The sequence below is a fragment of the Mucilaginibacter rubeus genome, assembly GCF_014643835.1.
Lineage (GTDB): Bacteria > Bacteroidota > Bacteroidia > Sphingobacteriales > Sphingobacteriaceae > Mucilaginibacter > Mucilaginibacter rubeus.
Genome location: NZ_BMKD01000001.1, coordinates 1,279,669 through 1,305,558 on the forward strand (window position 1 = coordinate 1,279,669; position 25,890 = coordinate 1,305,558).

Below are 25,890 nucleotides of genomic sequence, written 5' to 3' on the forward strand. Positions count from 1 at the left end.
CCTAACCGGTTTACGCGTATTCCATATTGAATATATCAAGCGAAACCAAAAGAATATCCTTCATAGCTGTTTGATCGGCATCGTTAAGCGGATAGATGCGGTGCGTTGTTGGGGCTTTGATACCATTAAACTCCTTATAGTTTGAATAGTAATGTACCGCCGAATTGTTGCCCAATACTTCCGGCCAGTAATCATGGCGCTTCAACAGGCCATCCTGCGAAAAATAAAACACCTGTCGTGTACTGTGCGTAGGGATATTGTCCGGAAAAATTACCTGGAGCCTTCTCCAGGTTTCACCGTCCTCTTCCCATGGATCCATTTCAAGCACGTGAACACCTGGCTGAGCAAAAAGGAATGGGGTTGTCATATAATTCCATGTAGCGTATGATACAAAATACACCAATTGCAATTTGCTCCAGGGCGTAAGTAATTCGTGACCTTCAAAAGTTTTACGGGCGTTTTTTGATTCTTCAACTATTTCGCCGGTGTTTTTCATGATGGCTACATCTAAACCGTTGAAATAAGTTTTTTGGTCATCCGCAAAAATTGGGGTCCAACTGTCGTATGGCGCGTGCAGGTTGGCTTTAAACACGATATCGTCTAACGAGTTCGGATGACCCTTGCGTGGCCAGGTGATACCTTGTATCGAAACATGTATTTTTACCGTATTAAGCTGGTTCCAGCGATAAATGCCACCGTGTGCCTCAAGCACAAGGTTTACAAGTTCTTTTCCGTCTTTCATAATAAATTCATTATTTTTTTTGTTTGATACAAAGGTATGGAGACTGCATCCCGCCAACTATGTACCATACGCTGTAACTATGGTACGTATCAAATGTTGAAATTGGCGACACTATGCTGGATTCTCGGGAACCGTACAATCTTGCTTATACCGGCTAAATGATCGGCAGAGGAGCGTAAAGAGAACAATTGTTAAATGTTAGTTTAGGTATTTTCACTAAAGCCAGTGCCCGGTACAGATGATTGTCACAAAACTGATCTTCATTTGACAGATAGATTAATTTAAAGTATTTTTAGGAGACAATTTGTATGCTCATCTGATAGGGGATGAAAAATTTATTTTATTACTTACAGTATAAGCTGATTGGTAATACCTATGAAAAGAACCATTACGCTGATATCACTCTTATTTTCAACTCTGTTCAATCTGCATCATGTGCTTGCACAGAGCACTACAGCTAACCTTGCAGTAAAACGCGAATTGGAGGAAAATCCAGCCATCGTTTTAAAAGCAATAGCTCAAACAGCGGCCGATACCAACCGCGTTAACCTGCTTAATAAAGTCGCCCACGTTTTCTGGCATCAAAGAACTACGGAAAATCACGGACAAGATTCGTGCTTTATCTATGCCAGGCAAGCGTATGACCTCAGCAGAAAACTAAATTTCACAACCGGCAATAATGAAGCTTCTTTTTTACTTTGCAAAGTTTATACTAAGAAAGAGAATATTAATTCGGCATTAGGCCTGGCCCGTCAGGCCTATGGCGAACAACGGGTGAGGTTACTTTTAACTATCGCTGAACATTTTGTATTTGATTTTGATACGAAACAAAACGAGTTTCAACAAGGGCCGGTATTGATATCCGAAGCTAAAAAAACTGCTATTGAGGCAAAATCGGATAGGTGGATGGATGAGTGCCACGTATTAGAAGGCAAGTATTATTTTAAACTTGGCAATTTAGCTAAAGGTAAAGCCGCATTTATGCAAATTATAATTGCCGCGCATCAAACCAATAACTACGCGAGGGAGGCAGAGGCCTGGTCTTCCCTCGGCATGCGGATGCCTGATGATAACAACAATTATCGCGACATCATTTATTACCATGAACAAGCTGTTAAATATTACATGCTTGCAGGACGGAAAAAAGATGCTGCTTACAGTTTAAGAGACCTGGCTACAATAAACGGTAATTATACCGCAACAGACTCTGCAGAAAACCAATTATTGAGATCGGTAGCGTTATTAAAATCTATTAATGAAAAAATTACAATAACAACTTACACCCTCTTAGCAGATTTTTACCGGCTGAATGGCAAGTATGATAAGGCGTTATACTTCGCTTTCGAAGCACTGAAGGTAAAGGGCGATGTTGAGCAAAAAAAGATGATCACCTACATTGTGTTGGGAAGGGTGTATCACATTTTGAAATCATACCAAAACTCGCTCAAGTATTATCAAATCGTATTCAAATTTGCTGAAGAACGCGATTCCCCCTATCAATATATGCTGGCCAACGATATAGCTAACGTTGAAGCAGAAGGCGGTAATCCTAAAAAAGCAATCGCATTTTTATCAGCCTTTGTTAAAAAACACGCACTGCCGCTTTTCAACTACAAACAAATTACGGCCTGCACATTTGCGGATATTTATAACCGGATGGGAGACTATCAAAAGGCCGAGCGCTATTATCTCGAAATGCTAAGTTATAATGATGCCGTAAAAGATGAAAACCGCAAAAACCTTGATAAAATTGAAACAACATTTTCCGGGAACGCAGGATATTACAAAATCGGCAAATTTTATACAGAGAGAAAAAACTTTAAAAAGGCTAAAGAATATTTGACCTTGTCACTTAACGGTCATCAATACGTGGATGCTGAGGAGATAATCGATACCGATCATTTGTTATTTAAAGCAGATTCGGCATTGGGTAACTATATGGCCGCCATACAGCATTTTCAAAGATATAAAGCGCTATCCGATTCAGTGAACAGCGTAGCCAAAAATAAGCAGATCAACGAATTGAATATTAAGTACGAAACAGCGCAGCGACTTAAAGATATCAAAACACTGCAAAATAAGGAATTGAAACAGCAAGCAAAACTTGAACAAGCGGGTATAATCAGAAATATCATTTTAGGGGGTGCCGCTTTGCTCCTGGTTTTAGCGCTGATAGCTTTTAAAGCCTATCGTAGTAAGCAAAAAACAAACAAAGAACTCACAGCACAACGGCAAGAGATTAAAAACCAATACCGCACGCTACAGGACTTATTGGCCGAGAAAGACAATTTTTTAAGAGAAAAAGACTGGCTGCTTAAAGAGATCCACCACCGGGTTAAAAACAATTTGCAAATTGTAATGAGTTTGCTAAGTACACAATCAGCCTATCTGAAAAGCGAGGATGCTATTGAAGCCATTCTTGAAAGTGAAAACAGGGTGCAATCAATCGCGCTCATTCATCAAAAATTGTATAGCAGTGATAATCCGGCCAGCATCAGTATGCCTGATTACGTGTCGGATCTTGCGCTGCAACTGTCGCAGGCATTTGACACTTCTAAAAGAAACATACGCTTCAAGCTGCTTGTTGAAGATATTTATGTCGACCTTTCGCAGGCGGTTCCGCTGGGACTAATTTTGAACGAAGCAATAACCAATTCGATCAAATACGCCTTTGATGCCGGGGGCGGCCAAATCACTATTGGGTTTAAGCGCACCGATCTGGATAATGTTGTGCTTACTATTGCTGATAATGGCGTAGGTATGCCGCCCGACTTTGATATCCTTGCGTCAAAATCACTAGGTATGGAAATGATGCATGGTTTGAGCGGACAATTGCGTGGGGCTTTTCACATATCAAACCACTCTGGAACAGCTATACAGATAACATTTAAATTGACACCAACCTTACTGAAAGTATTAACTGCGTAATTTCAAACTTAATTATATATTTTAAAGAATATCAATATAAACAGTAATCCCTGCCGATAAAATACAAAAGAGCTGTATCATCAACAGGGATAAATTTATATTGTGGTGTTAAACCGTTACTATAACCTTACCAACAGTTCGTCCACTCTCTACCGCCTGATGGGCTGCAGCCATTTCTTCGAACGGGAAAACTTTAGAAACATGTGATCTTAGCACCCCCTTTTCAAGCAATTCGGCAATTACCTTCATACTATCTCCATCCGACGATACAAGATAAAAGTAAGCGCTTACATCCAATGCCATAGCGCGGGCAGCTGCGCCCTCACCAGGTAATGTGGGGATAGTGATTAGGGTGCCACCTGCTTTAATTAAAGGTAACGAGCGGTCAATATTTTCTCCGCCAACAGTATCAAATACAAAATCAAAGGTTTTTAATTTATTATCAAGGTCTGCTGTGGTATAATCCAGCGCTTCGTCTGCTCCAAGAGAGTGCACAAACTCAAGATTCTTTGCAGATGAAGTTCCTGTAACCCTGGCCCCAAGGTATTTTGCAATTTGCACCGCGAAATGCCCCACACCACCAGAAGCCGCCGGAATTAGAACCTCTTGGCCTGCTTTAACTTTCGCCTGTTTTACCAGCACCTGGTATGCAGTTAATGCGGCCATTGTTGCAGCCGCGGCATCCACAAATGGAATCTCCTTTGGTTTGAGCGCTAATTGCGCGGCGGGCGCGGCTACGTATTCTGCATAAGCTTTACCATGGCCAAGAAAATTAACCAGGCCAAATACTTCATCCCCTATTTTAAACTCAGATACGTTGCCGCCTGTTTTTTCAACAATTCCGGCTATATCCCATCCGAGAATCAAAGGATCCAGATCTTTAAGACGGCTGTAAAATGCCATCCCCGCACGGGTTTTCACATCCACCGGATTAATGCTTATCGCCTTTATTTTAACAAGGACTTCATCCTGGTTAACTTCAGCTACCGGAACTTCCTTAATTTGTAAATTTGAGGAATCGCCAGGTGTGTTTAAAATATATGCTTTCATTTGTTATATAGTTTGCGCTAAATTATCAGGCCAGCATGCCTGACAATTGTACGCATCGACTTTTTTGTGGTACCATACGTGCATCGGGTGCCGCGGCTGGCTTTTAAACTTAACATCACCTCGCCGCTATTATAATCGGTATAGGCAACGCGTCGCTAACAATTTCTACTGGCAACGTCACTCACCTAACATAGCACCGGATGTCATCAAGTTTTCTCAAAACGATATTTAAAATCCGCATGAAGCATTTTAGCGATATACAGCGAATTCGGATGAGTTAACAAAACAGATAAGATTCTGAAAATAAACCGATTAAGGAAATGGCCTACTCATTGAATAAATGTTGCCGATTTCAAACATTTAATCTAATAAACATGAAAACTGAAACATTCACTCTTTGGAGGAAAACTTTAAAAACGATGATGGCTGTAGTAATGCTTGCAGCCGCAGCTTTAAATGCGAAAGCCCAGGTGGCAGACTATGCAACAGATGAACATTTAAGCCCTGAAGTGCGTACATTTTTAAAAGGGCTAAACACTGGCGGGCCAGGTTTGGAAACCATGAAACCTACCGACGCTCGTATGGTTCTGGTAAATGCTCAAAAAAGCGTTAAAGTTGACTATTCTGGCATTACCGAGTCTGAAAAAAACATCAAGGCAGATGGCTTTGACATTAAACTCAATATTGTAAGACCTGCAGGTGCAAAAGGCTTATTACCTGTATTCATATTCATACATGGCGGGGGCTGGGTACTGGGTGACTACCCTACTCACAAACGAATGGTAAGGGATTTGGTTGTAGGTTCCGGCGCCGTTGGCGTTTTCGTAAACTACACCCGTACCCCCGACGCCACTTTTCCACGTGCTATAAGCGAAATTTACGCTGCCATGAACTGGGTTGCTACACATGGCTCTGAAATAAATGTCGATGGCAAACGTTTGGCCGTTATCGGTAACAGCGTAGGTGGTAATATGACCGCTGGGATGTCTCTGATGGCCAAAGAACGCAAAGGCCCAGAAATCAAGGTAGCTATCATGATGTGGCCGATTGTCGATGCCAATTTCGATAACGCGTCTTACCGTGCCTACGGCGTCGACAGGTTCTTGACTACGCCGCTTATGAAATGGATGTATGACATGTACATCGCTGACCCCGAAAAACGTAAGGATATCCTGGCATCACCTCTGCAGGCATCAATAGAACAACTTAAAGGCTTACCTCCCACATTAATCCAGGTAGCAGAAAATGACGTTTTGCGTGATGAAGGCGAAGCTTACGGTCGCAAATTATCAGAAGCCGGCGTCAAAGCGACAACAGTAAGATACAATGGTGTTATCCACGATTTCGGCCTGTTAAATGGCCTGGCTACCATTCCGCAGACGCGAGAACTTTTCTTGCAGGCCTCTGCCGAGTTAAAAAAATACTTAAGCAAATAATCCTAAGCTACAACTTATTTATGTAAAGCCCGGGCAAATTCGTCTGGGCTTTATAATTATCAACGACGGTATACAACTTGAAACTTATGCCACAATTAAGCCCTATCACCTAATATTATCTGTTAATTCAAATCAACCGAAAAATTTAAAAACACTCAGTCCTCAATACAGGTGCGTCTTGGCAATAGGCATCTCAATATCAATCAGTTGCCTTGGGCTTTTAGGCCTTGCAGTATACACCACTAACCAACGGACGAAGGAAATTGGCATACGCAAAGTATTTGATGCCAGTGTTGCACAAATAGTTGTGCTGCTATCAACCGAACTGATGTCACTTATTTTACTTGCGTTTGTCATAGTAACTCCAATTGCATGATACGCTGTAAATAAATGGATGAATAGCTTTGCCGATCACTTGGCTATCTGGTGATGGGTATTTGTTTTTAGCGGCGCAAGGAGGTTGCTAACAAGATTATTTACCCTGAGTTTCCGCACCATCAGGGCTGCCGTGGCGACCCCGATGAAGAGTTTGCGAAATGAGTAAACTTACATCGGCCGCACGCGCATGTTACACGTAAGCATTGATCATTGACATATCTTACTTTAAGTAAGGTTTAGGAGAAGTACCATCAAAATTATAATGAAACCAATCAAACAGCGCCACGCCTAACTTCCCGCAGGTGTTGTAAGAAAACAGGGCCGGACGCACAGCCTTCCAGTAATTATACGATGAAAGTACACAGTGTTCGCCCAAAGGCTTAAAAGATTGCCCATCAATACTATAAAAAAACTGAGTCTGGCTATCGTCAACGCTGATGACGCATCTTAAATAAATGTTGTTGCCACTAATTTTCTCTCCTTTAATACTTTTGCCGTTATTATCGGCATAAACAAAATTGCCGCTATCTGTTTTCATAACCCCTATCTCGTGTACGTAATTACCGGTCAAGGCTAAACCGGCGCGTTGGCATAATTCAAATTTGCCGATATTTACTTTAACGGTAACCAAACCTTTACTCCCCATTAGTTTTTGGGTAAGCGTGTTTCGGGCATGCTTGTTGTCGGCGGCTTGCATTGCGGTTAATGATAAATAACCTTTGTTCTTAAAAAGGCTCCAGTAATCGTTTTCGGGATTATGATTCCATTGCCATTGGAACCCCAGTTTTGTTGTATTAAACTCATCGGAAGTTTGTATAAAGTAAGGAGCGTTTTTTGATACCATACGCGGCTTTTTATAAGTATCAACCGGCTCACCAATTCCGTTCCCGTCGTTGTCAATTCCCATCAAAGGCCAGCCATCCTTCCAGCTTACGGGCTCCAAATAGGTAACACGACCAATAGCCCCCGCGTCTCTAAAATGGACAAACCACGATTCTCCGGTAGGTAAATCTATCAAACCGCCCTGATGCGGACCGTTAACCCTGGTTTTACCTTGCTCCAATACAACCTTGCGTTCATAAGGACCATAAATACTTGTTGATCTGAGAGCGGTTTCGTAGCCGGTTGCCACGCCTCCTTCCGGAATAATGATGTAGTAATAATTATCGCGCTTATAAATCTTTGTGCCTTCGGCTACCGGGCCTTCATACACTGTTTTCCCGGAATCAAGCAGATGTTTACCATCCGCGCTCATTTTATGAATAACAATTGGCCCCGCACCTAAACGGCTATGCCCCAGGTAAGCCTGCCCGTCAGTATCCCAAAACGGGCAGGGATCTTCCCAGCCGCCGGTCCGCTTTACCTCGGTCAAGGCATCCCATTTACCCGCCGGGTCTTTTGCCGAGCTCATATACAGTCCCTCGTCGGGTGTGCAGAAGTAAACGTAAAACCTGCCATTATGAAAACGGAGGGATGGGGCCCAACTGCCACTTCCATATTTTTCCATTGTGCTGTACTTAGGATCGATATCCAGGCGATTATATACCTGACCAATTATCTTCCAGTTTACCAAATCAGTAGATTTCAGCACGGGCATTCCCATAAAATGAAAATCTGAACAAACCATGTAAAAGCTATCACCAACGCGGATTACATCGGGGTCAGAATAGTCGGCGTTAAGAATAGGGTTTTTATAAGTACCGTTGAGCTGATCGCCCCAGGAACCGGCCTTAAGCATTCGCTGCTGAGCCCCGGCAATTGTTATCTCCGCCATAAACAGGATCAGCATGCTTAAAACAAATTGGATAGAATACCGTGTCTTTTTCATTTAATGATTTCTACTTTACAACAATGGTTTTATGAAACGCGATCTGGTTTGACGCACCACCTACCTGGATCTCAAACTCGCCCGGTTCAACCACATATTTCATCCTGTTGTTATATAAGCCCAATTCAGATACCGGAACCTGCAGGTTAATCTTTACACGTGCCCCGGCCTTGATCAATTCCTTTTTAAACGCTTTTAACTGCTGCACGGGTGTTGCCACCGAGCTTACTTTATCCCACACATACAGCTGAACAACCTCTTTACCATCGCGTGTACCGGTATTTTCAACCTCTACCTCAACGTTTATTATTCCGTTGGCGTTTAATACAGACTCTTTTACTGTGCAGCTTACGTATTTAAAACTGCTGTAGCTCATTCCCTCGCCAAAAGCCCAAAGCGGATCCGGCCTGTCAAAAATATAATGTCCTTTAGGTTCTTCGGTGCTGCCCGGCTGATCAAACGGTTCGTTCCTGTCGGTTACGTAATGGTTGTAAAAAGACGGACTGTTACCCGTACTCCTCGGGAACGATACATTTAAATGCCCCGACGGGTTAACCTCCCCCGTTAAAATATCGGCTATGGTGCGGCCTTGCTTTTCGCCGCCATACCATTGCACCAGTACAGCGTCGGCATTATTTTTTACCCAGGGCATGGCCAGTGGTTTGCCTGCAATAAATACTACAACCATGGGTTTGCCGGTTGCTTTAACAGCTTTTAACAGTTCCATTTGTACGCCCGGCAACTCCAGCGATGAAAGATCAAAACCCTCGCCCGAAGTTGAATTTTTAGGGCTGCGGCCTAAAAAAGTACTGCGTGTGCCTATAGCTACAATAGTAATGTCGCTTAGCTCAGCAGCTTTAACAGCTTCGGCAATGTGGCTTTTATCCTGGCTCCACCAGTCGCAGCCATCGGCATAGTTTAATTTGATTCCTCTATTACCGATCACTTCCCTTAAGCCGGCCAAAAGGGTCGTACCTAATTTGGTATCGCGGTCTGTCCAGGCGTAATCACCGAATATAGCTTGATCGCTGTTAGGCCCAACTACAGCTATCGACTTGTATTTGCTCAGGTTTAACGGCAGGATATTATTGTTGTTTTTTAACAGGATAGCGCTTTCGTCAGCAACCTCTTTGGCCATAGCTACATGAGCGGAACTATGAACCACTTGAGCAACTTTTCCCGGATCTCCATAAGGATTTTCAAATAAACCGAGCTTAAATTTTACGGTTAATACGCGGCGCACTGCCTGATCAATGTATTTCAGGTCAAGTTTACCACCGGTAATCATTTCCTCCAGTTTGGTATATGCACCATCAACGTCAAGATCGATACCGGCGATCAAGGCCATTTTAGCGGCATCCTGCTGCGAACCTACAGCATGATGAAAAGTTTGCAAGCGGTCTACCGAGCCCCAGTCTGAATATACATAGCCTTTAAAACCCAGCTCTCCGCGTAAGATATCGGTCATATAATAAGCTGAGCCAGACATAGCCACACCATCATAAGAACTATAGCACGACATCACCGACAGCGGGTTGGTTTCGGCGATAACCCTTTTAAAGGGATACATGTAAAGGCTGCGCAGTTCACGCTCGCCGCCGCTTACATCTGCGCAATTCAATCCGCCCGATGGCGAGCCGTGCGCCATAAAATGCTTAGGGGTACAGGTGATGCTATTTTTCTGATATCCTTTTACGAAGGCTGCGCCCATTTCGGCAATGAGATATGGGTCTTCTCCAAAAGTTTCTTCTACCCTGCCCCAGCGCAGTTCGCGGGCAATATCCAACACCGGCGACAGGATCTGGTGAATGCCGATCACTTTAGCTTCATCGCCCGCGGCGGATGTCATGCGGTTAATTAATGCCGGGTTAAATGTGCTCCCCTGCGCCAGTTCCTGCGGAAAAATGGTGCAGTTATTTTGCAGGATGCCTTCAATACCCTCAGCAGCAGTAAGAATTGGTATGCCCAGGCGGGTTTTGGTGAGCATATAGGTTTGCAGCTTCTGGTACATATCTGCGCATTCGGCAGCGGTACGGTTCATTTCGTGGGTACAGCCGTAGCTTTCACCCTTAAAAATGTTGTCAATTTCGTCGGCACTGCCAGATGCGCGGTTTTGTAACTGCTCAATCTTCTCTTTTAAGGTCATCCGTTTCAGCAGGTCTTCCACCCTATCGGCAACCGGTGCATTCTTGTTTTTATAAAGCGGAACATCGTTACCAGGCTTCATGGTGCCCGATGTGGTAATTATGAAGGTCGACAGGCAAAGCAGGCCCAAAGTTATTTTTTTCATTGATGATTGGTGTCGATAGTGATCGATAAGATAAAATTATGCTTAGTTAACTGCAATCGATTGTGAATAAGTTTGAGTATCAACAATGGCTTTGTTATCCCCGGCAACTGCTCCGGATAACAAAGCCATTCACGTTTATTTTCCGGCAATCGTATTGTTATACGGTTCAGCAATAAGCTTAATATTATCCTTGCCTAAAGCAGCTTCGTCAAATTCAATCGTCACTGTTTTGGTTTCGCCTTTCAGCAAGGTAAAATAGTTATCACTCATAATACCCGGCAAAATCTGATCTCCGTTAGATGCCTTAACGGCCTGCACCCTTATACCAAAAGCAACCGCCTTTGATGATGCAAGATTGGTTACCTGTGCAGTGATATAATATTTACCATCGGCCTTAATCGTTTTGTAAGTTGTTTCCAGGTTAACTTTTGGCAGGGTATTTAAAGCAGTATAATCCTTACGCCTGTTTCCTCTCCAGTAAAAATTATCTGATACTATCTTACCTTTACTATCAGTCAGTTTTAGTTTAATAAAGTGTACTGCCGATAAACCTTCGCTGGCAACGTCGCCTTCATATACCTCAAAATTATATAATGAATAGCCCCAGTAAGTAGCACGCTCCACGCCCTGCATTTTTACGTAACGGGCATTAACCTCGGGGAAAGTGATCTTCTGCTCACCCTGGCGGCCTTCTGTGGTGCTGTATACATCGTGCCAATGCTCGGCATCGGTAGATACCTGGATCTTGAAGGCTTTGGCATAAGCATCCTCCCAGTTCAGGCCAACGCCGTTCACCACTTCTTCCTTACCCAAATCGATATAAACCCACTCACCATCATTGTAGCGACTCGCCCAGCGGGTACCCCGATTACCATCATTAATGGCCGAAGCATCGCCATTGGTTGATGATGAACTTACCACTTTTTTGTTCTTAGCCAGATCGGCCTTGTACTGGTTAAACTTCAGATTGAAAGCAACCCCCGAGCTGTTGGCCGGGGCATCAATTGTTTTCGACTGGCTGTACTGTTTTACCAGCGTGCCATCCAGGTTATATACATCGGCCGAAGCGGTTAAACCATCCACATCCTTACGGGTAGTATTGATCACATTAATGGCATTGGTTAACGGGTTCCATTGGATATGAAGCGGCTCGCAGGCTTTTTTAACGCCCCAATAGGCGCCGGTCAAGTCATAATAATAATCATAAGTTTGCCATACCATTGATGGATAGGCCGATTGGCTCATCCAGGTCATCAAACCCGATGCATCCTCGCCCATGGCATCCTGCCAGCCTTCAAACATAGCTTTGTTGCTTTCTAAACTTACAAACTGTGCTTTGCGGCAAAAATCTTCAATGCCTTTAGGCTCGCCATAGCCGTTGGTAACGCTTGCCTGGTAAGTATCCGGCCCGGCGTTAAACGCCCGCGGACCGAAAAAATGCTGGTCCCACATTTCATTGCGGGGCCACCAGTTTTCTTTCGGCATAAATTTTTTAAAGCTTTCAAAGTTTACAAATACGGCTGTTCCCAACTCGGTGCGTAAACCCCAGCCTTTGTTGCCACCCAAACCGGTTGGGTAAGCGGTAAAATAATAACGGGGGTCTTTAGCATCCCAGGGGCCGCTGCCGCTCAGGTTTTCGGCATGCGAGTTGGGTTGGTACCAGCGGTCTCCGCCATCAAAGGTGGACAGGTCTTCCCTTAGCCAGGCGCTAAGCGGTTGCTCGGGCCAGCCCTCATTATCAGCACACCATACGGCAATAGCAGGATGGTTCCTGAATCGTTTTATTTTTTCGATGGCATTGGCGTTAAACGCGGTAAGGTCGGCAGGGAGGTTAGGGTTGGCATTCAACCAGAAATCGTCCCAAACCATAATACCGTACTTGTCGCAGGCATCGTAAAACTCATCGTCGGTAGTTGAACCGATCCAGTTGCGGATCATGTTGAAGTTCATTTCCTTGTGCAGCTTCACTTTGTAATCGTATTCGGCACCGCGACAGCGCAATAGGTATTCGCTCATACCCCAGTCGCCGCCTTTTATAAATACTTTGGTACCGTTAATAGCCAAATGGAGCACGTGCCCAATGGTATCGTAACTGTATCTTTTAATACCAAATCTGATGTTCTTTACATCTGATGCTTCATCGCCTACGCTAACGCTCAATTTACAGTTGTACAGGTTAGGCTCGCCGTAACCGTTTGGCCACCAAAGTTTGGGGCTATTAATCATTAACTGCTCAAAATCGCGTTTGGTGAGTTTTACATCGGTACTGCCATAGGCATCCACATAAACCTTTTTCTGAAACTCGATATTACCCGGTGTGATTACGCCTTTAATAATGGCAGCCTGCGAACTTGCCGCATTGTTTTTAACTTCCAAAGCAACCGACAGATCGGCACGGGCATTGGTTGGCAACTCCGCACGGACCCATGGATCTTTAATGGTTATATCACCGGTATTACTCAGGTAAACATTATCGGTAATACCCGAGTTTAAGCCCGGCACATACGGCATCCAATCCCAACCCGCACTTGATACATAGTTGGGGCTACCCACATTAGCCAGGGGGTGTTTCGGGATATAAACCAATGCGGTCAATACGTTTTTACCATTGCGGTTGGCCAACGCGCTGATATCGAAATTGCCGCGCTGCATAAAGCCATCCAGCGTGCCCAATAAAGTACCGTTCAGGTAAATATCGGCCTTACGGTTAACGCCCCTGAAATTGAGCCAGATCTTTTTTTTGGTATAGTTTGCCGGGATCACAAACTCGGTGCGGTACCAGAAGCTGCGATCATATTTAGCTTTATCAACCTTGTAAATATTATCACCAAAGTTGGGGTCTTTCTCTAAACCGGCGGCCACGTACGATGAAAAGGTTGTTCCCGGCACAAGGGCGGTAACCCAGCTGCTGGCGTTATAACCGGCATCTTTAATTTGCGAGGCATCGGTAACGTCGGCCTGTGGTTTTACCTTCCATTGCTGCCCTGCCGAGCTATTGAGCGACACCTCGTTGCTTTGGGCACAGGCGCCGGAGTATACACCTGTAAGGATGACAATTAAAAATCGGGATAAAGAAAAACGTTTAAACATTGGGTTTTAATTATTTATTATGATTTTTTGGGTAGATTTTAATCAGCGGAATTATTATTGGCTTTGTAAATAAGTTGGGAGCCGGGAAATTGAAAATAGATAAACATTGTAAAAATGGATGATACCGTTTACATAGCATTATTACTCAACGCCGCGCTCGCGCCCCCTCCTTGCGCTGCGCACAAGGAGGGGCTTTTGAGGCTTTTTATCTTACACCCTGTTTATGGGGCTGTACGAAGCGAACGCCGGACGGGCAGCTAAGCGAGATGCTTATAAACTTCTTAGCTTAACACCCTTAAACTGCACATAGGTGTAGTTTTGCGTATTTACCACCCAACCAAAAGTGATGGTGGTGGTTGCCGCTAGTGTAAAGCTGAGCGTATGCGTACCGCCCAGGTTATTCTGATCACCACGGAAGATGGCCAGCGGGCTGCCAATGTTGGTAATATCCGGCAATGAGTTTCCAACCGCTACTATTTCATTGGCGTTGAAGTTGCCGCCATAGCCAGCAGTTTCAATATCAAGCGCATAGCTACCTGCAGGCAGGGTAATGGTTTGATAAACCTTGCCGTTGTTCACGCCATCGCCGCCCCAATCCTTCGATTCGAAATGGATCACGCCATTATTATCCCACGACCAGCCGCCACCTTTGCCGCCATCTTGGTTCAGCACATTGCTGTTGTATTGCCAGTCTTTAGGGGTGCCCCATTTTTGGGTTCCGCTATCACCGCGTTTAAATGTATATCCGGGGTTTTTGATGTAGAGCAATGTGATGTCGCCCACGCGCCTAACCCTCGGGAAAAGAGTAGGTGTAGCCACCGTAAAGGTATCAATAGCACCCCTGAACGGCAGGTAGCTTGATTGATAGGTAACATCGGTACCAAACTGAAAATCTTTAATGGTTACTATTGAATCTTCAGGTTTTAGCAAAGCGGTTTTGGTTTGCCCGGCGGTATTGATGTACTTAACAATGGTTTTAGTGTTGATGGTTACCGAATCAGGCGTGATCTGATTAAAGTTCAGTTTAACCAGCCCGGTGGTAATATCAACCGTAAAAGGATTATCGGCATTATAACCGCGGTTAAAAATACCACCGGCATAAACAGAACCATATACACGCACCCCATTGATTGTTTTGGCGATGGACACATGACCATCCCTATCAATCGAATTTACGGTGAAGTTATAGGTACCTTCCACAAGATCAGGGATAATAACTTTTACGGTATCAAGCGGATTATGGCTTTCAGCGTTAATAATTAATGAATCGCGCTTGTTGTCCCAGTAAATTTTGTACTTCACAATTTTAGGATCGGGACTCGGGTTCCACTGCAGTTGGGTACGCAGCTTACCGGCCCGGTAATTTGCGTTTGATATTACCCCGGGATAATAAATTTCGCCGCCTTTGGTAAGTTCCTTATAGGTTTCATTTTTCTTAGAGCAGCCCCATATGGCCAGCAACAATACCAGCCACGCTATATTTTTAATGTTGATGTTCATTGTTTAATGGCTTAAGGTTATTGAGGGATTCCGTAAAACGACATTTCTTCGATATAGGTGTAATCCAACCCGAACCAGGTTTCTTTTACCACAACCCTTAGGTATTTTACAGTCGGGCTGTTATACGGCATATCGAAATTAACACCGGCATCGGTAAAGGCCTGGTCGGCGGCGTTGGTTTGTCCCTGCGGCAATCCTGACGGAGGATCGGGGAAGCGCCAGGTACCCAGCATTACCCAATCACCAACAGTTGTTCCGGTAGGCAAACCGCCGGGTGTAACAGCATCCGCGGGGTTATCTTTGTTCGATCCCCAAATGCTGAATACTTTCGGATTGGCGTATCCATAACCCCTTGGCCACATTAAAAAGTGGCTTAACTTGTAGCTGCGGCCAACACCAAAGGTACCCTGAATTAGCTTCTGCGTAGGACCTATGGTAGTTTGCCATGGCGAGGCGCCGCCAACCTCTTTAGTAAAGCCATCCCATAAATAAGGTAAAATGCCCCCGTAGCCAATAGCCGCGTCGCTTGGCGAATTGGTTGGGAAAAACAGCTTTTTATCCAGCATTTCTTCATAAAACGGAGTAACAGTAACCAGCAGGGTATCAGAAACGTTTCCAAACTGGTCGGTCACAAAGGCCCCGAATTTGGCGGCGGTGGGAGCAAAACCCCTTACCGCGTATTCAATACTGTCGGTGCTGGTAAAATGCCTGTCGCGGATATTGAATTTATTATTGGCCGGATCAATAGTGATCACATTAATGCCCACCGGCCGCTTGCTTTTGTTTAAGGTTGATAAGTGGATCCCTCCAAAATCAGGCGCGATGGTTAAGTTCTTCCTGATCAGCTGGTAATAGGGCGTATCGGGATGAACGGTAACAGTTACCGGATCTGATTCGATATTGGCCCTCGTTACGGTATGGAGGGTTACCGTATAATCCTTACTGCTCTGAAAGCCATCAACCCTTATGGTATCTAAAAAATAACTCGATTTGGTTTGGCGCAGGGTTTTACCGTTGATATTATAATCGGCAACTACGTAAAGCAGGTTTTGTGATGACGGCAGCGTGTAAGTTAAAACAGCTCCTCCGTTAAAATTGCGCACCTTTACGTTGCTCACTGTTCCGGGCTTTGTTTTATCTGTAGTATCCGGAAGCCTGTAGGTATCGCTTTTTGAACATGAAAACAAACATGTTGTTAAAAGCGCCAGTACAAATAAAATATGTACCGGTTTTATATGATTATAGCTCATAATGTTTCTTGGTTAAAATATTAATCAATTACTACTTCACCTGGTTCTACCAATACGGGTTTTGAACCAGGTTGTCATTTACTACGATGGCTTCATTGGATAATGGCCATAAATAATCCCTTGTGTTAAACACCGGAATTTCCACATTACGGGCGCGGTAGTAATTGATGGCCTGCTCTTCATAAATACTCCAGCCGGTTAGCGGGGTGCTTAACACGCCCTGCAATTCCTTCCAACGGCGAAGGTCCCAACCGCTCTGGCCCTCAAAACAAAGCTCAATGCGGCGCTCCTGGTGAATAATAGCCCTTAAACCTTCTTTGGTGGTTGGCTTGGATGGATTTTTTGAATAGGCTGCCCACGATGCCACAACGCCGTCCAGCCCCGCCCTCGCCCTGATCTTATCCACGTATGCTATAGCGTCGGCGGTTGGGCCGTTAGCTTCATTAAGCGCCTCGGCATATAACAGGTACAGCCCTGCCATGCGCATAACCGGCATCGAATAATCGGTCCAGTTAAAGCCATCGTCGTATACCGTTAGGTAGTTAGCCAGTTTTTTTGGCCAGTAACCGGTAATATTGGTTTTTTGAAGCGTTTTGGGTCCTGCCAACGCCGTTACACCCCTTGCCGGAACGTAGTGCGCTATTTTGGCATCGTAAATCCCGTCGCCAAACCAAATGCCCCCGTCAAAACCAATACTTCCGTAAAAACGGGGCTCGCGGTCAAAATGCGCCTTAACTGTTTGATAGCCCTGCTTGATGTAAAAGAAATTGGCCGCGTCGCCGGTACGTAACTGGTTGCGGTCGGCATAGTCCCATGTCTTATCCTCATCAATAGGTACACCTTTATTGGTATAAAACAATTCGGTGGTAGAAATTGGCACCGCGTAATACGCCGGATTCTGCCCATCATTTTGGTTAGCCTTCTGGGTTAACCTCGGGATGCAATATTCCTGGCCATGCCATATATTGCTTAACGACCAGATCAACTCAGGGTTTAAATCCCATTTTTGGGTAAGCGCTGTTTGAAATGTAAGTACCCTGCGCAATGAATCGGGCAGGTTTGATACGTTCGGGGCAGCCTGAAATGTCTGGTTCAGGTGCATACCTGCCGCCTCGCACATATCTATAGCCGTTTTACAGGCAGTGGCCGCCTTTTGCCATTTGGTTGCATCAAATGCTGTTGGGAACAAATTTTTGCCAGATTTATCTTTAAAAGTGGCGTAATCCGGGTTGCCGTTAAACAGCGGGCTTGCAGCAGTCATCAAAACCTCTGCTTTGATAGCGGCAGCCGCCGGACCGGTTATCCTGCCCAGTTCCTTCGCAGGGTTATCAATAGTTACCGGAAGATCGGGAATAGCCTGATCAAGCAAACCAACAATGTAGTTAACCACGTCATCAACCGGCTGCCTTTTAACTTTAACTTCGCCGGTAGAGGCTTCTACAGGCAGGTTTACATCGATAATGGGGATAGGCCCGTACATCCGCAGCAGGTAATAATGATAGTAAGCTTTCAAAAATTTGGTTTCGGCTATCCAGCGCTTTTTCTCCAATGCGGTTAAATCGGCAGGCTTATCAATATTCTCCAGCATGGTATTACATTTCCTGATAGCCTTAAACATGCCAATGCCGTTATTGTAACCATCCCAGTAATTAAGGCCCGGGTTGCCTACAGATTGAGTTCCGGTCAAAAGTGAAAAACCGGTTATATCAATAGGGTTACCTGGCAGGTTAAGCGGAAAAATGATTTCGCCCGAAGTGGTAAAGCCGGCGCTCCTGTTCAGATCGTTTAATTGCTGAACGGATGAGTAACAGGTGAAAAGGTAATTTTCGGCCTCATTTTTACTTCTGAAGGCATAATCAATTGTGCCCACATCAGGCGGTACAACATCAAGGTATTTTTTACATGAGCCGCTCAATACCAGTAAAAGTAATAAGCCGATATATTTATGGTTAAATTTCATGATACGCTTCATCTCCTTATAAATTAACATTCAAACCAATATTGTAAACCTTTTGAATAGGGTAGTTAAACCCGTTTCCGCCCAGTTCCGGGTCCCACAACTTAAAATCGGTCCAGGTAATCAGGTTAAGCCCGTTAACATACAACCGCATGCTGCGCAGGCCCAGCCTTTTTGTAAGCGATTTAGGAAGGGTGTAGCCAAACTCGGCCGATTTAAGGCGCATAAACGCGCCATTGCGCAGCCACCAGGTGCTTACCTGTATATTATTCTCAATGGTATTCCTGGTAGTGCCCATACGCGGATAGGTTGCATAAAGGTCCTGGTGCTCCTCGCTCCAGTGGCTATCTGCAAACTGCTGCAGCAACTGGGTTTGCCCATACACATAGCTTTCATCGCTTTGTACAAACGGGCTCACCTTGTTAGGATCGATAAAGAACGAAACCCTCGCCTGCCCCTGGAAGAACGCCGACAAATCAAAATTTTTGTATTGGGCCGAAACACCATAGCCGTAAACAATTTCAGGCACCTGCGGATAGCCCAGGTAGGTTTTATCGCGAACATCAATAATGCCATCGCCGTTCAGGTCGCGGTATTTGATATCACCGCCTCTTGGCGCTTTTCCATTGGTGGAAAAAATTTGCGATGGCGAAGCGGCAGCCTCGGCATCATCAACAAACAGTCGCTCGGCAATATAACCGTAGCCGTAGCGAATGGGCTGGCCAACAGTGTGGTGATAAGGTTCAGGATAGTTTGGTTCCTCGTAATAGGTATACTTATCGGCAGCCAGAGTAAAGTTGCCACGCGCCGATACCAGCCACGAACTATTAATCGTCTTTTTGTAATCGAACGAAAAATCGATGCCTTTGGAGTTGGCCTTACCCAGGTTAGCGTAAATATCGGCTTCAAGCCCTGATGTTGTAGGTATAAATGACCTTTTTTGCAATATGTTATACCTGTTGTAATTGTAAAACTCGGCAACTATGTTGAGGTCTTTAAACAGGGTCATCTCCAATGCGAGGTTTGCCTGTTTGGAAGTTTCCCAGGTAACGTTCGGGTCGGCATAATTGTTAATAGTAACACCGTTATGCGAGTAACCCGCGGTGGTACCAAAGGTAGCCCCGCCGCCGCCGTTTAAGTTTACGTTTGATGCGTAAAAAAAGCGCCTGTCGCTGATGGCATCGTTACCCACCAAACCGTAGCTGCTGCGGATTTTTAAGCGGCTTACTACATCCAGCAGGGGTTCAAAAAATTTCTCATTTGATATTACCCAGCCACCGCCAATGGTTGGGAAAAAGCCATAACGGTGCTCGGTCGAAAACCTTTCAGAGCCGTTGTAACCAAAGTTAAACTCAACAAAGTACTTTCCTTTGTAATTATAAGCGGCCCTGCCTGCCAGGCCAAGGTTACGGTGAGGCAAAGCATCAATCAGCTGGCCAGCGTTTGAATAAACGGTTTGCTGGCGGGTGAGTACCATGGTGGCCGATACGTTGTGATTGCCGAACTGGCGTGCGTAATCAAAATTACCCTGCAGATAAATCTGGTTACTGATGGTAGGGGTACCGGGGAAATATTCAAGATATTCAATAGCGTCGCCAGGTTTTTGGTTAAGCCAGGTTAAGGTGTAGGTGTTGTTGGTTTTGTTATAGCTGCCAATATTGTAGTAAAATGGCTTGTAAGCCAGGTTCGAATCGAAGTACGAATACCGGTTGGTACTGAAGATACCGTGGAAGTTTAATCCGTTAGTGATGAAATTTAATCCCTGGTTTAGTTCTATCTGCGCCAGTACACGTGATTCGGACGAAGTTTTATGTCCTCTCAACAACAGGGCATAAGGGTTGTTATAAGGCACTCCCTGATCGGCCGGGGCACCAAACAAAATATGTTTGGTATCGCGGTTGGCCGAATCGGCAGGGAAATAGGCCGGGAACAACACCGGACTGGTATGCAGCGCGATTTTATAAACATCAGAATTAAAGGAGCCATCTGTTGTTAACGGGCCGCTATAATCGCTGAAAGTTCCCGAAAAGCGCAGTATAGCTTCGGTGGTTTTGGTAAGGTTTAGGTTTACGTTCGATCGCAACTGGTAGTTGGTGAACTTAATGTTATTGCTGTTATTATTAGCAACATCCTCGGCAAGGTTACCATGATCAACATTGTATGATCCGCCAACGTAGTAACGGGCAAAAGGCGTACCGCCGCTTACACTCAAGTTACCGCGCTGGGTGTTGGTTCGCTTCTTTAACAACAAACCAAGCCAATCAACCGCGGGATATACGTAGGGGTTATAACCCGGACCTTTGGCTATTGTATTTTCTGTGTTGATGATCTTATCCGGATCAAAAGGGGTTGGCTGGTAAGGGTCGCGAGATAAGGTTGCCTCGTTAAAAAGCTTCATATAGGTGATAGGATCAGCTATTTTAAGCGACCGGGTATTTTGTGACACCGAGTTTTCAGCGCGGAAGCTGATCTGGGGTTTACCGATTTTACCCTGTTTGGTAGCCACCAGGATTACACCGTTGGCACCACGGGCACCGTACAAGGCAGTAGCGCTGGCATCTTTCAGGATAGAAAAACTGGCGATGTCGTCAACCTGCAAACGGGCCAGATCGTTGGTGGTAAGCTCAATGTTATCGATCAGGATCAAAGGATCAACTTTATAACCGAAGGTAGTTACCCCCCTGATAAAGAACTGCGCGTTATCCTGCCCCGGCTGACCTGTGCCCTGGAAAGCGATGATACCCGCCGCCTGCCCGGCCAATGCGGTAGTTAAGTTACTTGCCGGAATCTTTAATTCTGCAGGCTTGATAGTTGTTACCGAACCTACGATAGCTTCCTTGCGTTCTTTTTTACCATAGGCGGTAACAACAACCTCATCGGCCTGCTTCATATCTTCGAGCAGCACAACATTAAATAACTTGTTATCGGCTGATACGGTAAAGGTTTGCGGTACAAAACCGATAAACGATACCCGGATTACCGAGCCGCTTTTTACATCGAGGATAAACTTACCGTTGTTATCAGTAACTGTGCCCCGCTTAGGGTCGTCAACCACGGTAATGCTTACGCCCGGCAGGGTTACTCCTTTGCTGTCTTTTACGGTACCGGTTACGGTAATATCGGCAATCACTTCGACCTGGCTATTGTTTTTCGCACCGGGAGCTTCTTTGATGATTACCGATTTGCCGTCGATTGTGTACGTTAACCCTGTGTTTTTCAGGCTGGTTTTCAAGGCTTCCTCAACAGAGGTATTTTGAAAGTTGACATCTATCTTCGGCGTATTTTTAATACTTTTTGCCGACCAGAACAGATTGTAGCCCGTTTGCTTGTTTATTTCATTGAATACTTGTTTTAGCGTTACATCATTCTGTTTATAGGTGATCTTTTGCGAAAAGACCGCCGCGCTTGCCTGCATAAAAGCGAGGAAGAGTATAAACGTGGTTAGCTTCATGATGAGCAGAAATTTCTTAGGGTAGCACGAATGCGTACAAATGTTTGCAGTAAAAATTTTATACATTTGTTAAAGGCTGTTTTAAGTTGAAATGTGACGACAATTACATTCAGGTTTTAAAAAGCTGATTGAGCAGGGGCATCGGAAGTGCCTCTGTTCTGCTTTTTATAAACCACTGATTTGCTTCGGGCTACGGGGAGTTGTAAAATTTTCTCATATAGTTTAATCGGGTTTAAATTGGTTTATCGGTTATTACTTCTTCTTGCTTATGGTTATTGTTGAGCCCTGGATGCTGAACCGCGCGTCGCCGGTTTGCTCAATCATTTTTAGCAGGGTATTGATGCTGGCGAAGCGGGTAGTTACCGCGCCAAAAGTTTCGTTTCGCAGGCTCTGATCGGCAAAAACCACATCCACATTATACCACCGCGATACGCTGCGCATAATGTTTTCCAGTTTTTCATCGTCAAAATTGAAATAGCCGTTTTTCCAGGCTACTGCCTCTTCGGTATTTACTTCGCTTACATCAAGCGTGTTGCCCAGCTTAGCCTGTTGGCCCGGGTTTAAGATGGCGCTACGGTTTGCAGCCGTTACCCTCACCATACCCTGCAACAGGGTGGTTTTGGTGGTGGCATCATCGGCATACGCATTCACGTTAAAATGTGTGCCCAAAACTTCAACCGTTTGGCGGTTGGTTATTACCCTGAAAGGCATTTCTTTATTATGGCTCACCTCAAAATATGCTTCGCCAGATAGTTCAACCCTGCGCTCATTCCGGTTAGCAAAGCTCACCGGGAATTTTAAAGATGAATAAGCGTTAAGCCAAACCCTCGATCCATCGGGCAAAACCACCTGGTACTGGCCGCCTTTCGGTGTTTCGATGGTGTTGGAAGCATCCAGATCGGTACTTGAAGCTGCGCCGGAAAGATCTTTTCTGTCGGTTATGGTATATACCAACTGGCCGTTGGCGGCTTTGGTTACTTTAATGCCGTTTTGATTGGCTATTTGTCCGTTTCCGGCATCCGTAAGCGAGATCTTACTACCATTGGCTAAGGTTAAGATAGCTTTATTACCGCCCGGAAGGATATTTGACTGGGTATTTTGATGAAGGAAGTTTGCATGATCAGTAGTGAGCATGCGGGTAACGAACACACCGGCTACCCCCAATATTAATACCGCTGATGCAGCTGCTACCCAACGGTATATCGGTTTCGTTTTAGCAGCTTTGGTTTCCTGGTTAAGGCGTGCCAACATGGCCTCTCCTACCGCATCCTCATCTTCTGGAAATTCGGCATCCTGGTGGGCTTTTTCCCTGTACCAGCGATTTAAAGCTTCTATGTCCGCTTTAGAAGCAGTCCCATCAACGTATTTCCTGATAAGGTCATTTATTTCCTGCAGGTTCATGTTATAATTGGTTTATATATACATGTACGCTGAGAAAGGTTCTACCCCACACGGAAAATAAAAAAAAATTAAATTATCTGATAAAACAGCATGACAGAAAAATGGGAACAGTAACACGCGCTATGTAAAACCAGCGCGGCTGCATAAAATGGCGGGTATTGGTGTTAAAGAGGACGGCAAACTACCTATTGAATTCCGAATTTTTTAAAGGCTATTTGCGCAGCGAATCAAGAATTTGTAACACTAACAGCAGCGAGATCCCGTGGTTTTTAAGTTCGCAACGAATAATTTTCAGCGCCCTGGTGAGAGTATTTTCGACACCTTTTTCCGAGATATTGATAAGCTCGGCTATTTCCGAGTTTTTAAGTCCCTGGGTCCGGCTGCATCTAAAAACCAGGCGGCATTTTTCAGGCATTTCTTCTACAATACCATTAATGAACTCTTCCAGGAACCTCGCATCAAGTTTTTCTTCATCCAGAGATATGTCATTATATAAATAATTCTCTTTTGCAAGTTCCGAACGGCGTTGTTCTTTCTGGTAGTACTTAAAAACCTGAAATTTAATAGCTGTGGCGAGAAATGCCGGAAGGTTGTCGATATGCAGTTCCTTGCACCGTTGCCACAAATTAACAAACACCTCCTGTACAATATCTTTTGCTATTCCGTTATCCTGACTGTGGTTCCACGCAATCAGCAGCATCTTTTTCCAATACCTTCGGTAGATCTCGTTAAAGGCTTTATGGTCATGTTGCCTGAGCAAATTTGCCAGTTCCCGATCATCATAATTAGCGTACTGTGGCATTAAAATCACTTAGTTAAATATAGCCGCTACTGATTTCATGGATTCAACAACTTGTGAGGCAGCAATTATTAAAAGGCATTTGGGCAACACAAAATTTAATTTAGGGTGGTGTTTTAGTTTTAAAATAATTGGCAAAGATTGAACACAAAGGTTAGTTGAAATCTCGCACAAGGATAAGAATTAAAAATCTATAATAGAAACTTAATTTTTTTGAAAAAAAGTAGACTACTGCTACAGCTAATGTCATACGATTTGTGGGATGGTTGAAAGTCGTTGTTGTTAGGACAGACATCTGCAAAAGCTGGCCTTGCTTCGTGTATAATTTCAGATGGTTTTGATCATCTATCTGGAGCGATAATATCCCTTGTGTTTATAATGGTATTAATGATTCATGGAATTACTTAAATCTTGTGGCGTTTACATTCCTTCATCTTGCAGCAAACAATAATATTCTACAATCGAACGCTTCGAAAGTACGTATTATAACTTGAGATGTCGGTCAAAGCTCTAAACCCTCCAGTAAACGGCTCCAGAATATCCAATTTAGTCTCCCAATAATAGGTGTTTTATAAATGAAATCTCTTCATTCCACTTAGTCTCAAAAACATAAATTCTTGATTTATAAATAATTATAATGTTCGACAATCGAACACTACGATCACATAAAAGGCTATTACTAATTAGCTTTAGAATGAAAATGATAATTTGGCAATCGCACTTTTACATTCTATTTCAAAAATCAGAAAAAAAAACACCTAACTGAATGTCAATTCATTAAAAAACAAAAGCAAGGGTATTAGCTGTTCGACTGGGCTCCCTACACCTCCACTTGAAGGGATTTTCTCAGGAAAATCCCTTTTTTTATCAATTTCAAGCAATCCTTTCTCCTTCATTATCAATTCATTACATGCCAATACCGGCACTATGGTAGGTGTTCGATAGACGCCATTTTCATAGTATAAATTGCTGTCGAACACCTTAGATACGAGGGCTCTTTTTTCAATTGTATCCGACTGATTGTACACGAATTTCATATCCCCGAGGTGATGTAAATATTTCTTCAAAATTTTATAACCCTGGTTTTGATCCCTGGTGTACCTTTCTATATATGCCTTAATCGTAAATATTTCTGTATTATATGTTGATGACCAACGTTCATAAGTATCGCGACCGATTTGATTGCTGATCCATTTTTCTTCCACTGCATGAAGTTTTTCTTCGAGCACAGCCAGTTGAGATCTTTTATCATCAAGGATTGGAGAGTCTTGGTTTGCAAGTACTTATATTGTTCCTGATACCCAATGCGCGTTTATATGCGGCGAGGCTTATTTGATCTGCCTCAAATGAATAATCTATACCACGCCTTGAAATATTCAGAGCTTCGTTTCGGTAAGTGATTGTGATATGATGTTGTTGTAACCAGGAGGCGACCTTTATGTCAGTCGCCCGGCCGACGAGGTCGTTGCCAAACACTAAAATAACTCTCCGTCCCGGAAAAACCTGGTTTATCCAATTTATTTGCGCAGCACATGGCCTGCTGCCCAAAGCAACGACGCCCGGGTTGTCAAGCCCCGAAAAACGCTGAAAATTTAACGAGAGCATAGCGACGGCCTCCATTACCGAATGAACGATGATCAAAACAGGGGCGAGATTATTCCCGGCCACCCAGACATTCCGGGTGACCGGGACTTTATACCCCCTTTCGTCGAAAGTTTCCTTTGTATCACCATAATCAAAAACAAATTCGCTGTCCAAAGAAAAAAAGCCACTACCTGTTCAGGTATCCA

Annotated in this window: 16 protein-coding genes; 2 read left to right on the forward strand and 14 right to left on the reverse strand. The window is 44.3% G+C overall.

Annotated features, from left to right (window positions below; all coding sequences use genetic code 11):
- Nucleotides 1–10: 10 nt before the first annotated feature.
- Nucleotides 11–742, reverse strand: coding sequence for a hypothetical protein (locus IEX80_RS05205; protein WP_188832226.1), 732 nt, complete (start codon nt 740–742; stop codon nt 11–13).
- A 375-nt stretch (nt 743–1,117) separates the two neighbouring features.
- On the opposite strand from IEX80_RS05205, the gene IEX80_RS05210 reads away from it, so the two are divergent.
- Complete coding sequence (locus IEX80_RS05210) at nt 1,118–3,670, forward strand: tetratricopeptide repeat-containing sensor histidine kinase (protein ID WP_188832228.1); 2,553 nt, start codon at nt 1,118–1,120, stop codon at nt 3,668–3,670.
- A 108-nt stretch (nt 3,671–3,778) separates the two neighbouring features.
- Here IEX80_RS05210 and IEX80_RS05215 read toward each other — a convergent pair whose 3' ends face one another.
- On the reverse strand, nt 3,779–4,720 hold the full coding sequence (locus IEX80_RS05215; RefSeq protein ID WP_188832230.1) for an NADP-dependent oxidoreductase: 942 nt from the start codon (nt 4,718–4,720) through the stop codon (nt 3,779–3,781).
- 374 nt (nt 4,721–5,094) lie between these two features.
- On the opposite strand from IEX80_RS05215, the gene IEX80_RS05220 reads away from it, so the two are divergent.
- Nucleotides 5,095–6,156, forward strand: a complete 1,062-nt coding sequence (locus IEX80_RS05220; RefSeq protein ID WP_229701516.1) for an alpha/beta hydrolase — start codon at nt 5,095–5,097, stop codon at nt 6,154–6,156.
- A gap of 162 nt (nt 6,157–6,318) precedes the next feature.
- Here the strand turns inward: IEX80_RS05220 and IEX80_RS05225 are convergent, their stop codons facing one another.
- From IEX80_RS05225 to IEX80_RS05280, 12 genes are all read right to left on the reverse strand, one after another.
- Nucleotides 6,319–6,513, reverse strand: coding sequence for a hypothetical protein (locus IEX80_RS05225; RefSeq protein WP_188832232.1), 195 nt, complete (start codon nt 6,511–6,513; stop codon nt 6,319–6,321).
- A gap of 241 nt (nt 6,514–6,754) precedes the next feature.
- Nucleotides 6,755–8,362 carry a glycoside hydrolase family 43 protein gene (locus IEX80_RS05230; RefSeq protein ID WP_188832234.1) on the reverse strand — a complete coding sequence of 536 codons (1,608 nt, stop codon included), beginning with the start codon at nt 8,360–8,362 and terminating at the stop codon, nt 6,755–6,757.
- A 10-nt stretch (nt 8,363–8,372) separates the two neighbouring features.
- A complete protein-coding gene (locus IEX80_RS05235) occupies nt 8,373–10,652 on the reverse strand; it encodes a glycoside hydrolase family 3 N-terminal domain-containing protein (protein WP_188832236.1) in 2,280 nt (759 codons plus the stop codon).
- A 135-nt stretch (nt 10,653–10,787) separates the two neighbouring features.
- Nucleotides 10,788–13,742, reverse strand: a complete 2,955-nt coding sequence (locus IEX80_RS05240) for a discoidin domain-containing protein (RefSeq protein WP_188832238.1) — start codon at nt 13,740–13,742, stop codon at nt 10,788–10,790.
- Nucleotides 13,743–14,012: 270 nt separating this feature from the next.
- Nucleotides 14,013–15,242 (reverse strand): DUF4998 domain-containing protein, encoded by a 1,230-nt coding sequence (locus IEX80_RS05245; protein ID WP_188832239.1) that lies wholly within the window; start codon nt 15,240–15,242, stop codon nt 14,013–14,015.
- A gap of 17 nt (nt 15,243–15,259) precedes the next feature.
- A complete protein-coding gene (locus IEX80_RS05250) occupies nt 15,260–16,492 on the reverse strand; it encodes a DUF5126 domain-containing protein (RefSeq protein ID WP_188832240.1) in 1,233 nt (410 codons plus the stop codon).
- Between the two features lie 46 nt (nt 16,493–16,538).
- Complete coding sequence (locus tag IEX80_RS05255; RefSeq protein WP_188832241.1) at nt 16,539–18,452, reverse strand: RagB/SusD family nutrient uptake outer membrane protein; 1,914 nt, start codon at nt 18,450–18,452, stop codon at nt 16,539–16,541.
- A gap of 16 nt (nt 18,453–18,468) precedes the next feature.
- A complete protein-coding gene (locus IEX80_RS05260) occupies nt 18,469–21,966 on the reverse strand; it encodes a TonB-dependent receptor (RefSeq protein WP_229701517.1) in 3,498 nt (1,165 codons plus the stop codon).
- 186 nt (nt 21,967–22,152) lie between these two features.
- On the reverse strand, nt 22,153–23,301 hold the full coding sequence (locus IEX80_RS05265) for a FecR family protein (RefSeq protein ID WP_188832242.1): 1,149 nt from the start codon (nt 23,299–23,301) through the stop codon (nt 22,153–22,155).
- Nucleotides 23,302–23,512: 211 nt separating this feature from the next.
- On the reverse strand, nt 23,513–24,103 hold the full coding sequence (locus IEX80_RS05270) for an RNA polymerase sigma-70 factor (protein WP_188832243.1): 591 nt from the start codon (nt 24,101–24,103) through the stop codon (nt 23,513–23,515).
- 755 nt (nt 24,104–24,858) lie between these two features.
- The gene (locus IEX80_RS05275; protein WP_188832244.1) at nt 24,859–25,329 is read right to left on the reverse strand and encodes a hypothetical protein; all 471 of its coding nucleotides are present in this window, start codon (nt 25,327–25,329) and stop codon (nt 24,859–24,861) included.
- Nucleotides 25,330–25,351: 22 nt separating this feature from the next.
- Complete coding sequence (locus IEX80_RS05280) at nt 25,352–25,858, reverse strand: hypothetical protein (protein WP_188832245.1); 507 nt, start codon at nt 25,856–25,858, stop codon at nt 25,352–25,354.
- Nucleotides 25,859–25,890 lie beyond the last annotated feature (32 nt).